Raw genomic sequence first — 14328 nt, 5'->3', positions numbered from 1 at the left:
CTCGATTTCTTTAGTAGGTTAAAGTAATTCCTCCTCCATATCCCATGTCGCTATCGTAATGTGTGGATAAGGAAATATACTTAGCAGCGATATAACGGAAACCCGCCATATATTCCTTATCGGTATTTGCACTGAAGTTTAACCGCAGCCTGCTGGTAATCGGTACATCTTCTCGTTTTAATTGAAAACGAAGTTTCCCTTTACTGTCTACTCTTGCTTCGGCAACAACTAGCATCGGCAAGGTATACTGCAGCCCAGCAACAAATGTCTTTCTGTTTTTCTGGTTACTGAGCTGTCCAAACATATTCTCCTCGCTTTCATCCCTGACAGGATTGTAATGGTAGTCAAAACCAATAAAAGGGAATAGCCATTGCATTTTTCCTATGTAACGCCCAAAATAGGTTTCACTTTCATTTCCATGATGTCTTTTTAGCCCAATACGCCATTCTGTAGAAAAGCGGTAACGGGTATTGCCTAACATAAATTCACCGTCACTTCCGTTGCTTTCCAATCCTAAAGTTAACATAGGATGGAACATTCTGTCATCACTAAAAAGTTTTCGCTGTGCGAGTTTAGGATTGGGTATTTCGGGGTTTGGCGGCGAGTTTTCGTAACTTAATATCCGCCCCATTCCACTCATCATGTGATATAAAATATGGCAGTGAAAAAACCAGTCCCCACTTTCTGTTGCTGCAAACTCCAGTGTATCTGTTTCCATGGGCATAATGTCCAGTGTATTCTTTAATGGAGCATATTCTCCCTGTCCGTTCAATACCCTGAAATCATGGCCATGCAGGTGCATGGGATGGCGCATCATTGAATTATTAAACAGTATGATCTTTACGTTTTCACCTTTTTTGATGAGTATTTTATCAGATTCTGAAACTGTTTTGTTGTCTAATGCCCATACATAACGATCCATGTTCCCCGTCAACTCAAAATGGAGCAGCTTTTCCGGCCCTTTTCTCAAAGTTGTTTTTTCTGTAGCACGCAGCATGCCATAATTCAGCGTTACTATGTCAGCATCATCTGCCCCCGTATCCATTCCAGGCATGCTTTTGGTATCCATCGCTGACATGTCATGCCCTTCATGCCCCTTCATGTCCATACTCTTGTTCTTTCCGGATTTTGCTTTGGATCTGCCGTAATCGGTTCCGGTAATTTCCGGGTACATAACATTGTTCATATCCATTTGCTGATTGCTCATTTCCATGCCCATTGGTTCCATATCCCCGTTCATTTTCATCATTCCGTTCATCATCTTCATCCCCTCAAAATACTTCAGTTTGCCCAATGGCTTCGCTGGCATTTTCATTCCGCTACCCAACCATAGAGAAGTAGATTTTGTCCGGTCTTCTGCCGTAGCAAGAAATTCATACTGCATGTCTTTGGGAATAGTGACAATCACATCATAGGTTTCTGCTGTCGCTATGATCAGACGGTCAACTTCAACAGGTTCTAGGTCATTCCCGTCATTCCCCACGACAGTGATCTTACCACCTGACCAGGTTAACCAGAAATAAGTGGAAGCGCCTCCGTTTACCACGCGTAATTTGACCTTATCTCCTGCCTTATACTTAGGATATGCTATAGTGGGTTTACCATTGCTAAGGAACCTTTCATAATACACATCACTAACGTCCATCGCATTCATTCTTTTCCACTCATTTTTAACTTTCACGTTAAAATAACCTTTTCCAATTGCTTCCGCATAGCTTTGAGTTGTCCCTTTTAGAATGGCAAACCAGTCATTAGCCGTATGCAGGAACCTTTCTACTTCATGTGGGTTCATGTCTGTCCAATCGCTCAATACTACGGGGATAGCTGGTATTTTTGGCTCATTTACCTTATTGAAAATTAGCGCCCCATACATTCCGCTTTGCTCCTGTAGTTTGGTATGGCTATGATACCAATATGTTCCGTTTTGAATAACAGGAAATTTGTAGATATAAGTGCTATGGGGCTTGATTGGCATTTGGGTTAAGTAAGGAACACCATCCATTTTATTTGGCAGGAATACCCCATGCCAATGTATCGAGGTTTCCATGTGCATCATGTTGTGAACGTGAACTTCTGCGGTATCTCCCTCTGTAAAGGTCAATGTTGGAGCAGGAATACTACCATTAATGGCAATGGCCTTTTTTGTTTTGCCGGAGTAGTTAACGGTGGTATCCTTTACATAAAGATCATACCTAACTGTTTTTGGATTGGCTTTCAGACCTGAGCTTTCGATTTTGTGTCCTGCCTTTTGTATACGCTCATTTTGAACCTCTGGATTTTCGACAGGAGTTTTAGATTGATCAGCTTTGTTTTTCCTGACCAATGCCATTCCACACTTTGGACAGGTACCAGGCTTCGATTGCTGAACCTCGGGGTGCATCGGACAAGTATAGATGACGGGCTGTTGCTTTTGTTGTGAGGGTGCATGGCCCTCGTGCTGAGCAAATGACAGCTGACCGAAGCAAAAAATTAAAAAGATTATTAATATCTTTTTCATGGTCTAAGGCTTTAGTGATAAACTGTTCCTTGTATTTTTGACCCAATTTAAAATTAGATCTTTTTCTTCGTTCGAGAGCCTTGCTTTCTTGTGAATGAGTGTATATGACGGCAAAGGCATGGTCTCATTCTCAATGCTTTCACCAATTGACTTCAGTTTACTCATTTGTCTTCTTTTAGAATAACTCCCAAATTCACTGAAGTTGAGTTCTTCTTTTCCCTTCCGGATATGTGAGTCCATCCACCAACCTACAGGCTGGATATAAGTATACCAGGGGTACTCCGTTTGATTGCTATGACAATCAAAACAGGATTTTTTAAGTATCCCTTGTACATTTCCGGGTACTGTGAATACCTTACTGAAATCCTTACTTACAGCTTGCCCGTTTTTATTCCGGGCAGGCTGCAAGAACTGAATGGCAAGGATAATGATCAGAAAGGCCAGCGCTACAGCTTTGATCCTTTTCATGTTTTTAATTTAACTCTTCCCTCACAGTGCCACATGTTGGCATAGACTGTCCCAGATAAGGATTGCTGATTTCTTTTGATTCACTAATCCAATTTGCACCTTTGTTCTCATTGTACATTGGGCAATGGTCAACATAGAGTTTCTGTCCTGCACCGAATGCATTCACCAAATCGTAAACATCCTGGCTTAAAGTTTCAAAATGCTCACGCTGATGCTTAATGTTACCAACATTCGCACCTATATGCTCCGCATGTTCCTTTGCATCGGCAGCTATATCATCATATAATTTAGCCTTGTCTCCTGGCAGCGCTGATTTATCAAAGTCTGCAAACGCAGTCTCCAATGCCTTACCTGAAGATGCGGCATCTTTATCGTTGTCTTTTGCAAGTGCATTTTTTAATTGTAAATAAGCACTAAGGATGTTCTGGATCGGTGATTCCTTTTGTGATTTTAAAGTAGTATCTACAGCGGTTATTGATGTACTGTCAGCACCGGAAGTCGCCTCGGTTTTCTTTGTTTCATTGTTACAAGCGGCTAAAAAAAGGATCGACGTAGCCATGCTTAATATGATATTTTTCATGATGTTTTTTTATAGTGGGTAAAGCCCCAAGGCAAAAAGCTTGGGGCAAAGTATAAAATGATTTATTTGATAGTTTCTACAATTTTTCCGCATGTCAGCATCGAGCTGCCATAATATGGGTTTTTAATTGCTTTCTCGGGGCTTAACCAGTTGGCCTTTTTCATCGGGCAATATTGCTGGTAAAGAGGTTCAGCAGATAGCTTCGTAGATTTAGCAAGCACAATCATTCCGTCCGAAAGACTTGCAAAATGTTCACGTTGACTTTTCAGGTCTTTGCTTTGAGCAATCATACCTGCGTGTTCCGACAATGAAGCTTTGTTTGTTTTGCTTACTGTTTTTTCACTAGAAGTATTCAGTGCCTTGACCAACTCACCTGATTTTGAGGCTGCAAGACTGGCATTTCCTGCTACAAGGGCATCTTTAATGTTATAGTAAAGATTTAATAGGTCGCCCGATTGGGTGTGACCAGAATGGTCTTGGGCAATGCTATATTGCACAAGTGAGGTTACAAAGAATGCAACTAAAAAAAATATCCTTTTCATGATTGATTTGATTTTTATATGAAAATATAGGCATAAAGACTGCGCCTTCATGTTAAAACTATGAAATCATTAAATCAAATCTGAAAACTTTGAATGCTTATCCGTATATCCCGTATGGGTGGATGATAGCTTCTTACGAAAGATTTAGTACTAGGTTGATATACAGAGGATGCCAAAACATCTAACTGACAATAAGTAGGAAGCAGCGTGAAAAAGGTAACTGGTTGTATACTGAATGTTATTTTGGAAGGCGAAACCTTGTCTTCCTTTAACAGTTTTGTGACTTCGTCCTTACAACAATGATCTTTTTCCTTTTTAGACCTGTGATGATCCGTTAGATCCTTATGATCTGGACCATTATGTTCATGTGTATGCGTATCTTTAACCGTATGATAGTCTAGATTCGACGTATTTCTATCTTCCATACCAACGGCGCAGGCAAAACCAACCACTGTGTTTAATAAAAACACGACCAGTAAAAACATTGCTTTTAATGGGATGGACAGTCTTCTCTTCATTGATATCAAAATTACATCAAGTTATATTTATTAAATTTACATAATTGTGTTATTTTCTTATATAATTATGGTGCAATAAGAGCAACAGAGATAATATTATTTAGTTCGACTCCCGTTAACTCACCCTTCCCGTAATTCGAACCATCCTTCATAACTCTAAATACAAAAAAAACACATTTATCTCTACTAGAGATGTGCTAAAAAAAGAGTTTATCTCTAGTATGTACATTTCGTCAAAAGTGTGGACCTCCTTTTGAGGCAAAGTAGTCGCAAAACTGGCTGCCGGGCTTGGTAAATATGTGTCCTTCCCTTGACCAAGCACCTAGCGCTCAGATCTTCCGACTTAAATTCCCTTCCTCGTACTTCCCGTAACAAATTGTAGGTCCAGTCAGGATAGCTTTATTGGCAATTCTTAAAATATGTCTCAGCTTAGCGTAATAGCTTACAGCCGTATTTCTTGAGATAGGTCTTCCAGTCCTACTAATACCCGCCACTTAGTAAATAATTTTTATATAATCATTGAGTTCAGGAAATATTAAATCATGACCAGCAAAGGCAATAAAGTATCGTAACCCCACTCCCCAGTTATACTATCAAAAAGACATTGACGTATTTCCAGAGCGAAAAATCTTATCTGAAAGACAGCATGAAACAATGCAAATAAATCAGACTAAGCAGATAGATGGTTCTCTTTAACCAAGGCCTTGCCAAAGAAAAACTAATTTGTTTTTTTCAGCAATATGCTTTAACTCTTTTTAAAATCAGGACATGTAGTAATCAAACCTTTTTACTGATTATTTGTTCATTATTCAGTTCCATGGAATAAAAACAAGAATTAGTGAACATATTCCAATCATTATGGAAATTCATTTACAAAATATCAAACTTTCAGAGCAGGAACATCAGAGAAGTTTACTAAACTCAAGAGAAAAACACTTTAGCTTCCCCAATTTTAACCTGAACTATGAGATCAAATATTTACTTATAGATTATGAAAAATTTCCTGGCAATTTTTGACGGATACAACCTAAGTAAAAGCACCTTTGAATATGCTTTGCTATTAGCAAAAAAGTCTGGCAGTCGCTTAACGGGTGTTTTTCTGGATGCTTTTTTTTATCACAACTATAACCTCACCAAGGTACTAAAAGTATCCTCAGAGCCTGAAAAAGATATGAAAGAGTTGAATGAAAAAGATCAATTGCAAAGAGACGAGTCAGTGCATCAATTTCAACGATTATGTGAAGAGGCTAAAATCGAATATGCCGTCCATAGGGATAATAGTCTTGCATTAGTTGAACTGCAATATGAAAGTATATTTGCAGATCTTATCATCATTAACGAATGTGAGAAATTTACCTGGCATGATGATCAAAAACCAACCAATTTCATAAAAGAGTTATTGGCGGATGTACAATGTCCTGTAGTTGTAAGCCCTAATACTTTTAAAGCACCTGAAAAAATAGTATTGCTATATGATGGGAGTCCATCTTCCATCTACGCAATAAAAATGTTTAATTATCTGTTTACTGATTGGAGAGATCTTCCCATTGAAATTCTAAGTGTTAATGAAGGAAATATTGAAAACGGATATTTACCTGGCACTATATTAATGACAGATTTTATAAGCAGACATTTCCCAAATTCAAACTATAAACTTCTCCATGGAAACGCTGATGAAAAAATACTGGCTTACTTAACTGAATCTGGAAAAAATGATTTTATTGTGTTGGGTGCCTATAGAAGAAGTAAATTCTCAAGATGGTTTAAACCTAGCTTGGCAGATGTATTAATGAATAATTTGAATGTGCCATTATTTATTGCCCATCATTAAAAACAAGTTATCCATTGTATAGGACTAATTGCGGTTTTCTTTTCGAATTTGTTAAGAAAAACAGTCATTAGCATCGGTTCTGATTCTCGGCTTGATTGTACTGGCAGTACCATCCTGTCTGACCTTTGGAAAAATTAATGAGCTTGCATCTGTAGTCATCATACACTAAAGGATTAACCTGAGTACAATTTATTATTGTAAATATAGAAACAGTATGAACTGGCATAGATTAGACATAACTGAGGTTTTTGAATTGTTGGGAACAGATAGGAACGGATTAAGCTCAAATGTGGCTGACGAAATACTACTTCAAATTGGACCTAATGAACTGAATAGTAAAAAAGCGAATAATATTCTTTTTATGCTATTGGCGCAGTTTAAAGACTTAATGATTTTAATTTTATTGGCTGCGGCAATTTTTTCCGGGATCATTGGAGACTTTGCTGATACTATTGTTATTTTAATTATTGTTTTCCTCAATGCTATTATAGGTTTTTTCCAGGAATACCGTGCTGAAAAGGCAATGGAGGCTTTAAAACAGACATCAATCACCCAGGTCAGAGTGATTCGCAACGGAAACATCATGTGGGCACCTGCAACAGTATTAGTTCCTGGTGATATTCTTCTATTAGAGGCTGGAAATGAAGTACCAGCAGACTTACGGATTATTGAATCCATCAATCTAAGAATCGAGGAAGCGGCATTGACAGGTGAATCTAATGCTATCGATAAAATCTCTGACTCATTAGAAACTGACGAATTACCAATTGGTGATAGGAAGAACATGGCTTTTAAAGGCACTTTTGTTACATATGGGAGAGGCATGGGAGTTGTAACAACTACGGGTATGCAAACTGAATTAGGCTTGATAGCGAGGATGCTCCAGGAAAAAGAGACATTAACACCCCTGCAGAAACGTTTAGCCGCTCTTGGGAAACGTCTATCCATCCTGATTTTATTTTTAAGCATTATATTTTTTATTGCAGGATGGCTTCGTGGTGAAGACTTAATTAAAATGATACTCACAACCATTTCACTTGCGGTCGCGGCTTTACCCGAAGCATTGCCGGCTGTAACAACTATTGCATTAGCCCTTGCTGCAAAGAGAATGATACGATTTAATGTACTTATCAGAAAACTGCCTGCCGTAGAAACATTAGGTTCTGTTAATTACATCTGTACGGACAAAACGGGTACGTTGACTGAAAACAAAATGAATGTTGAGGAAGTCTTCATAAATAATAAGCTATATAATCGAAAGGACCTGTATACCAATAGACATGAGGAAAAAATAAATTTACTGTTGCATTCATTTGCACTGAATAACGATGTCGGATTAGATTGTGATTATACAAAAAGAGATAGTACAGAAGTTGCCTTAAGTGAAGTGGCAAAAGAAAATCACATAAATATTGAAAACTGGCCCAGATTGGCTGAAATTCCATTTGATGCTGACAGGAAACTAATGACCACTTTTCATCGTCACAGGGATAGAATAATTTCCTTTACAAAAGGAGCGCCTGAAATTCTTCTGCCTCGATGTATAGACGTAGATCAGGATATCATGCTCCGTGAGGTAGATAAGCTGGGAGCAACAGGCCAGCGAATTTTAGGCTTTGCTTATCGCTATTGGGACGAATTCCCCCTAAAAATAGACGACAAAATTCAAGAGAACGAGTTGCTTTTCTTAGGACTAACAGGAATTATTGATCCGCCAAGGGAAGAGGTTTTAGCGGCAATAACGGAATGCAAAGCCGCAGGAATTGTGCCTATTATGGTTACAGGCGATCATCTCGTTACGGCAAAAACAATTGCACTGCGTATTGGTATAATGGATGATAAGGATGATTTGATTATAACAGGACAACAGCTGACGGCATTGGATGAGGATAGTTTTTTAGCCAAAGTCCATAAGATAAAAGTTTATGCAAGGGTTTCACCTGAACAAAAGTTAAGAATCGTAAAAATGCTACAAAAGAAAGGTTATTATGTAGCAATGACAGGGGATGGTATAAATGATGCACCTTCTCTAAAACGGGCAAATATTGGAATAGCAATGGGTGTTACCGGGACTGATGTTGCTAAAGAAGCAGCACACATGATTTTGCTCGACGACAACTTCTCAACCATTATAAAAGCGGTAAGGGAAGGAAGAAGGATTTATGACAATATCCTTAAATTCATTAAGTATCTTATGACAACGAATCTAAGTGAGCTTTTGGTTTTATTGTTAGGCCCTATGCTTGGAATGCCTATCGCGCTCCTTCCCATACACATTCTTTGGATAAATCTTGTATCTGATGGTTTACCAGCTATTTCATTATCCTTCGAAAAAGAAGAAGGAAACATCATGAACAGACCACCAAGATCCCCTCAGGAGACCGTTTTTGACAACGGAAGAGGTATTCATATGGTATGGGTTGGTATTCTTATGGCTGGTGTTACCTTAACCATGCAAGGTTGGGCTATAAACAATGGATTACATTGGCAAACCATTGTTTTCAATGTGTTAAGTCTAAGTCAAATGGGCCATCTATTAGCTATTCGCTCTGAACATCAATCCTTTTTTAAAGGAAGTATATTCTCTAATAAACCACTTATTGGATCTGTATTAATAGTTTTATTTTTACAGTTTGTAATTACTTACACTCCATTCTTTCAAACCATTTTTCAAACTGAGGCTTTGAGTATGAAAGAATTTCTTTTAGTTGCAGGCTCATCCTCGTTAGTTTTTTTTGCTGTTGAAATCGAGAAGGCTATGTTTAAGAGATGAACTCAACTTATACAATTGGATTTAATAATCACGATATGCATAGTAGAATTATAACGCTAACCTTCAGTCCGGCCATCGATAAAAGTACCTCCGTCCCATTATTGATTCCAGAAAAGAAATTGAAATGCTCGGATCCTGTTTATGAGCCAGGTGGCGGTGGAATTAATGTAGCAAGAGCGATCAAAAGACTTGATGGGTATGCAACAGCCATATACTTTGAAGGTGGCTGTACAGGAAATGTATTCACGAAGCTCCTTCATAAAGAAAGTATAGACATCATCCCCATAAAAACGTCAGGAGCCACCAGAGAAAATCTTGTGGTAAAAGAAATTGAGACGAACCGACAGTTTCGCTTTGGAATGCCAGGTGTTAGATTAACTGGTAGGGCATATCAAAAATGTTTGTTAGCGCTGGATAATATACCGGACATAGCATATATAGTAGTTAGTGGCAGTGTCCCCCCTGGAGTACCTGCTGATATTTTTGTAAAAATTGCCCGGATTGCCAAATCAAAAAATGCTAAACTAATTGTTGATACTTCTGGTGAAGCACTGAGCCAGGCGATAGCATCTGGTGTTTACCTCATTAAACCAAATTTGAAAGAACTGGCTACGTTGACCGGGAAGGAAATCCTCGGGATTGATCAGGTGAAAGAAGCCGCAAAAGAGATTATCAACAAATTTAAATGTGAAGTTATCGTTGTATCATTAGGAGCGCAAGGGGCAATACTGGTTACAAAAAACAGCTGCTACCAGATTACGCCACCGAATGTAAATGTTCAAAGTACAGTTGGAGCCGGAGATAGTATGCTGGCAGGGATAGTATATGGTCTTCAAAACCATAAAGACCTGGTTGAATCCGCTCGGTTTGGAGTAGCATGTGGAACTGCCGCCACTATGAATCAAGGTACTGAACTATGCCACCTCAATGATGTAAAAAAAATATACCAAAATATGGAACCACCACATGCTATATAATCATTAAAAATAGACTATTGTCCTTTAGAAATATGAGCCTAATCAATTTGCAGTGTGATGATCATCATTCCGAATGCACAACCAATTGGCTAGTTTTGAATGGAGTGCTACCCTTTATAATTCAAAATTCATGAAAGCTATATTTTACAGTACCAAACTTGTTGAAAAAAATCTATTAATCAAGGCTAACAGAGGAAAACATGATATTACATTCCTCTCTGAGACATTAAATACAGATACATGTAAATATGCAAAGGAAAAAGATGCTGTAATCGTTTTTACAAATGATGATGTAACTGCTCCCGTTATCAACAAACTAGCTGCTCTTGGAATAAAGTATATAGTTACCCGATCTGTTGGAATGGACCATATCAACTTAGAGGCCGCTAAGAAACAAGGAATTAAGGTTGCTAATATTCCTGCTTACTCTCCGCAGGCGATTGCTGAGCATGCAGTAGCCTTGGCTTTAGCCTTAAGTCGTCATTTGATTCAGGCAGATCAGCAATGCCGGGTATTTAACTTTTGTCTGGATAAATTGACAGGTTTTAATTTTTACGGAAAGACAGTTGGCTTAATAGGACTTGGACACATTGGGGCAGCAACAGTTCCTATATTCCATGGATTAGGCTGTAAAATATTAGGCTATGACACCCAAACAAAAGATATCAAAAATGTGGAATGGGTTAGCCTCGATACACTTTACCGAAAATCAGATGTAATTTCACTTCATGTCCCGCTAAATTCCGAAACCAGGTATATGATTAATGAAAACACAATCCGTAAAATGAAAAAAGGTGTAATGATCATCAATACAGGTCGCGGAGATTTAATTAAAACTACAGCCACATTAGAAGGTCTGAAAAGTGGTAAAATAGGTTATTTAGGAATAGATGTATACGAATTTGAAAAGGGTCTGTTCTTTGAAGACCATGAAGCAGACGAAGTCAGAGATCCAATACTTTCAGAATTATTAAAATATCCGAATGTTCTGATCAGCCCGCATCAGGCCTTTCTAACCAATGAAGCGCTTCATGAGATCGTTACTCAAACCATAAAAATTCTGAACCGTTGGGATCGTGTAAGCATCAAAATCTAATACTTGCAGTATGGTAGTAGCAGATGATTCATCATCAACATCTGAGGAATAATCCACTACTGGCAATTCTGCATCATGATAAACCATGGCACTAAACTTGTCGACATGAATAAAACTTTCACCATGCGTTCTGGGCATTCGCTTATTTACCTGGGCAATCACCATTCTGGCTGTATCTACAGCAGATCTCGCTATATCAACTGAAGTACCTAATGAGCAATATCCATGAATGTCGGGAGGAGATACCTGCACAAGTGCTACATCGATCGGCAAAATATTTCTACGAAAAATTGGGCAGCCTCAACAGCTTGAATAATTTTTGATTCCATTTTATATAACTAAAGCTACATTAAATACTATTTCCTTCCATCCTGTTCCTCTTGCTCCATTTAACCAGTTCATACCAAATTACACTTAAAAATCCAATTCCCATACTCAAGCCCAGTTGCATGAAACTAAGTGATTCAAATCTAAATAGGCGTGATGATGTGTTATTATAGATCAGAAAACCTGATATGAAAACAGTTACGGCAATGACTCCCAAAACCAGATTATTCTTGTATTTCAATGTAGTGAAAATGCTGTAATAAAATGACCGGTTCACCAAGGTTAAAAAAATATTTGCTGTGATCAATACGGTAAATACCATTGTTCTGGTCACGGCCTCAGTATAATTCAAATCAACTGTATACCTGTATGTAAAAAGTGTGGCCATGGCAATAGCTAAACCCTGAATTATACTGGTAAACAACTCCTTCCCATTAAAAAACGTACTGCTAAACGGCCTGGGCTTTTGCAGCATCGTATTTTTCTCAATAGGTTCATTTTCATAAATGATGGAACAGGTGGGTCCCATAATCAGCTCAAGAAAGATAACATGAACTGGTGAAAATATATTTGGATACACCCATCTTAACACCAAAGGAATAAATACGATAAGAATGATCGGTATATGGATAGATATAATGTACTGAATAGCCTTTTTGAGATTGGCATAGATCCTTCTTCCTACAGCTACAGCAAGCGCCATTTTCTCCAGATCATCATCAACAAGTATCAAAGAAGCTGCCTGTTTGGCAATCTCGGTTCCTTTTTTTCCCATAGCAATACCAATGTGTGCAGCTTTTAGTGCCGGTCCGTCGTTAACGCCGTCTCCAGTCATGGCAACAATTTCGTTGTTTGCTTTTAAGGCGTTAATGATCTTAAGTTTGGCTTCGGGAAACATCCGTGTAAAAATGGATACTTCGGTTACCTTTAGTCTTAATTCACGGTCCGTGAGTTTCATCAGCTCATCACCACTTATGCTGTTTTCCGCCCCCCTAAACCCCACCTGACGGGCAATGGCACCCGTTGTAGTCGCATTGTCACCGGTCACAATTTTCACTGCAATTCCCGCGGTATAGAAGCAATCAAAAACAGATTGAATATTGGATTTCGGAGGATCGTAAAATGCCACTAATCCTTTAAACTCAAATTTAAAGTCCTGTTGTTTGGCAGGAAAATCATCACTTGAAAAAATCGCTTCCCCCACCCCCAGGATACGATAGCCTTTACTTGCCAAAAGCGTAATTGCATTTTCCACTTCTTCCTTCGAATCAGCACTTAAATCGGAGACATTTAATAGGGCTTCCGGAGCTCCTTTCGCTGCTACAATACGATCCCCGGCATTGCTTTGAAATATATGTGTCATCATAGGAGGTTTCCCTCCCAAAGGATATTCGTGTCTCATTTTATACAGAGGCCTTTCATCTACAGCAAACATCTTTGCATAGGCAGTATGCAGTGCAATCTCCATTGGATCAAAGGGAATAGGCTCACTTGCCCACATTGCCATTCTGACCAGCTCTTTCTCTTCTAAACTAAGTTCGTCCTCCGGATTTGTAATTTTTTGTTGCGTTGCCTCATAAAGACCTGCCAGACTCATTTTATTTTCGGTAATGGTTCCTGTCTTGTCTGTACATATCACCGTAGCACTACCCAGCGTCTCAACAGTTTTCATTTGTTTCACCACGATTCCCATTTTCATTAACCTCCAGGCCCCTAAAGCCATAAAAGTGGTAAAAGCGACCGGAATCTCTTCCGGCAAAATACTCATCGCAAGGGTAAGGGCTTTCATTAAACTATCTAATGCATCTCTTGAGTTATAAAAGTTAATTGCCCAAACGATAAAGAAAACAATAGTACCCGCAAACACCATTTTCTTAACAAAATTGTTGATTTGCAATTCCAATGGCGTTTTCTCTTCGCTGATACTGTCCAGGCTTTTTCCTATTTTTCCAAGTTTTGTTTCATTTCCAATAGCACTAACCCTTACAATAGCCAAACCACTAGCCACAGTAGTACCCGAATACACCAGGTTATCTGCCTGGTTGGCATCCTTATAGACAGGTAAAGACTCCCCGGTAAGTAAGGATTCATTTACAGAAAAATCGTTTGACCGAACGATTAGGCCGTCCGCTGCAATAAATACCCCCTCTTCTATGATTAAAATATCACCAACAACAAGCTCTTTACTTTTAATCTGAATGGTTTGCCCCTCCCTCATTACCTTACAATTGGGTTCAGTTAATGCCCGAAGCGCGGCTAAGGCATTCCTGCTCCTTGAATCCTGATACAATGAAATAGCAGTTATTAAAACTATAGCTATCGCTAAGAAAAGCCCATCACCAATGCTCCCGGTAATGAAGTATATAACCGAGGCTATTAACAACAGAATAACCATTGGTTCGGTCAGTAGCGTTATGATTTTTTTTAAAAAACTATATTCAGTTTTATGCGTAAATGAATTCCTGCCATGCTTTTTCCTGGATTCATCAACTTGATTTTCATTTAAGCCTTCTATTTCATTTGATTGCATCGCATACAACGGTTTAGATATAACTAATTTAAACAAATATTAATTCACAACCCAGCTGTCATCCATTTCGATAATTCTCCCCAACTTCTCAACAAAGCTATTATTATGAGTTACAATCAGCTATTGATCCTACAACGGAGCGCTCGTTTCTATAGCCCGTTTAGCTGAAAAAAGTATATAGAAAAGGTA

Annotated in this window: 11 protein-coding genes; 4 read left to right on the top strand and 7 right to left on the bottom strand. The window is 38.6% G+C overall.

Annotation, left to right across the window (positions count from 1 at the left end; translation table 11 throughout):
• Positions 1-10 precede the first annotated feature (10 nt).
• The 5 genes from B9A18_RS01470 to B9A18_RS01450 all read right to left on the bottom strand — a co-directional run bounded on the left by B9A18_RS01470 (position 11) and on the right by B9A18_RS01450 (position 4605).
• Positions 11-2497, bottom strand: a complete 2487-nt coding sequence (locus tag B9A18_RS01470) for a multicopper oxidase domain-containing protein (RefSeq protein ID WP_084286891.1) — start codon at positions 2495-2497, stop codon at positions 11-13.
• Positions 2498-2500: 3 nt separating this feature from the next.
• Positions 2501-2965, bottom strand: coding sequence for a heme-binding domain-containing protein (locus B9A18_RS01465; RefSeq protein WP_084286890.1), 465 nt, complete (start codon positions 2963-2965; stop codon positions 2501-2503).
• Positions 2966-2969: 4 nt separating this feature from the next.
• Positions 2970-3545 carry a DUF3347 domain-containing protein gene (locus B9A18_RS01460; RefSeq protein WP_084286889.1) on the bottom strand — a complete coding sequence of 192 codons (576 nt, stop codon included), beginning with the start codon at positions 3543-3545 and terminating at the stop codon, positions 2970-2972.
• A 62-nt stretch (positions 3546-3607) separates the two neighbouring features.
• Positions 3608-4087: a DUF3347 domain-containing protein gene (locus tag B9A18_RS01455; RefSeq protein ID WP_084286888.1), complete on the bottom strand. Its 480-nt coding sequence runs from the start codon at positions 4085-4087 to the stop codon at positions 3608-3610.
• Between the two features lie 74 nt (positions 4088-4161).
• Positions 4162-4605, bottom strand: coding sequence for an HYC_CC_PP family protein (locus B9A18_RS01450; protein WP_084286887.1), 444 nt, complete (start codon positions 4603-4605; stop codon positions 4162-4164).
• A gap of 991 nt (positions 4606-5596) precedes the next feature.
• Between B9A18_RS01450 and B9A18_RS01440 the strand changes: the two genes are divergently transcribed.
• The 4 genes from B9A18_RS01440 (at position 5597) to B9A18_RS01425 (ending at position 11282) form a co-directional block, all read left to right on the top strand.
• Positions 5597-6436: a universal stress protein gene (locus B9A18_RS01440; RefSeq protein WP_084286885.1), complete on the top strand. Its 840-nt coding sequence runs from the start codon at positions 5597-5599 to the stop codon at positions 6434-6436.
• A gap of 214 nt (positions 6437-6650) precedes the next feature.
• Positions 6651-9209 carry a cation-translocating P-type ATPase gene (locus B9A18_RS01435; RefSeq protein ID WP_084286884.1) on the top strand — a complete coding sequence of 853 codons (2559 nt, stop codon included), beginning with the start codon at positions 6651-6653 and terminating at the stop codon, positions 9207-9209.
• Between the two features lie 35 nt (positions 9210-9244).
• Entirely contained in the window at positions 9245-10186 is a 942-nt protein-coding gene (locus B9A18_RS01430) for a 1-phosphofructokinase family hexose kinase (protein WP_084287419.1), read from the top strand.
• A 130-nt stretch (positions 10187-10316) separates the two neighbouring features.
• The gene (locus B9A18_RS01425; RefSeq protein WP_084287418.1) at positions 10317-11282 is read left to right on the top strand and encodes a 2-hydroxyacid dehydrogenase; all 966 of its coding nucleotides are present in this window, start codon (positions 10317-10319) and stop codon (positions 11280-11282) included.
• Here the strand turns inward: B9A18_RS01425 and B9A18_RS01420 are convergent.
• Positions 11199-11555, bottom strand: coding sequence for a hypothetical protein (locus tag B9A18_RS01420; RefSeq protein WP_235005207.1), 357 nt, complete (start codon positions 11553-11555; stop codon positions 11199-11201). The genes B9A18_RS01425 and B9A18_RS01420 overlap by 84 nt on opposite strands.
• A 76-nt stretch (positions 11556-11631) precedes the next feature.
• The gene (locus B9A18_RS01415) at positions 11632-14139 is read right to left on the bottom strand and encodes a cation-translocating P-type ATPase (RefSeq protein WP_084286882.1); all 2508 of its coding nucleotides are present in this window, start codon (positions 14137-14139) and stop codon (positions 11632-11634) included.
• Positions 14140-14328: the final 189 nt, after the last annotated feature.

Source organism: Pedobacter nyackensis (assembly GCF_900176505.1).
Taxonomy (GTDB): Bacteria; Bacteroidota; Bacteroidia; order Sphingobacteriales; family Sphingobacteriaceae; genus Pedobacter; species Pedobacter nyackensis.
Note: the sequence above shows the minus strand (reverse complement) of the source record. Positions and strands in the feature narration are given on the sequence as shown.

Excerpts from the sequence above, each read along its gene's own strand:
- B9A18_RS01455 (WP_084286888.1), bottom strand. The coding sequence starts at position 4,087 with ATGAAAAGGATATTTTTTTTAGTTGCATTCTTTGTAACCTCACTTGTG.
- B9A18_RS01440 (WP_084286885.1), top strand. The coding sequence starts at position 5,597 with ATGAAAAATTTCCTGGCAATTTTTGACGGATACAACCTAAGTAAAAGC.
- B9A18_RS01460 (WP_084286889.1), bottom strand. The coding sequence starts at position 3,545 with ATGAAAAATATCATATTAAGCATGGCTACGTCGATCCTTTTTTTAGCC.
- B9A18_RS01465 (WP_084286890.1), bottom strand. The coding sequence starts at position 2,965 with ATGAAAAGGATCAAAGCTGTAGCGCTGGCCTTTCTGATCATTATCCTT.
- B9A18_RS01425 (WP_084287418.1), top strand. The coding sequence starts at position 10,317 with ATGAAAGCTATATTTTACAGTACCAAACTTGTTGAAAAAAATCTATTA.
- B9A18_RS01435 (WP_084286884.1), top strand. The coding sequence starts at position 6,651 with ATGAACTGGCATAGATTAGACATAACTGAGGTTTTTGAATTGTTGGGA.
- B9A18_RS01470 (WP_084286891.1), bottom strand. The coding sequence starts at position 2,497 with ATGAAAAAGATATTAATAATCTTTTTAATTTTTTGCTTCGGTCAGCTG.
- B9A18_RS01430 (WP_084287419.1), top strand. The coding sequence starts at position 9,245 with ATGCATAGTAGAATTATAACGCTAACCTTCAGTCCGGCCATCGATAAA.
- B9A18_RS01415 (WP_084286882.1), bottom strand. The coding sequence starts at position 14,139 with ATGCAATCAAATGAAATAGAAGGCTTAAATGAAAATCAAGTTGATGAA.
- B9A18_RS01450 (WP_084286887.1), bottom strand. The coding sequence starts at position 4,605 with ATGAAGAGAAGACTGTCCATCCCATTAAAAGCAATGTTTTTACTGGTC.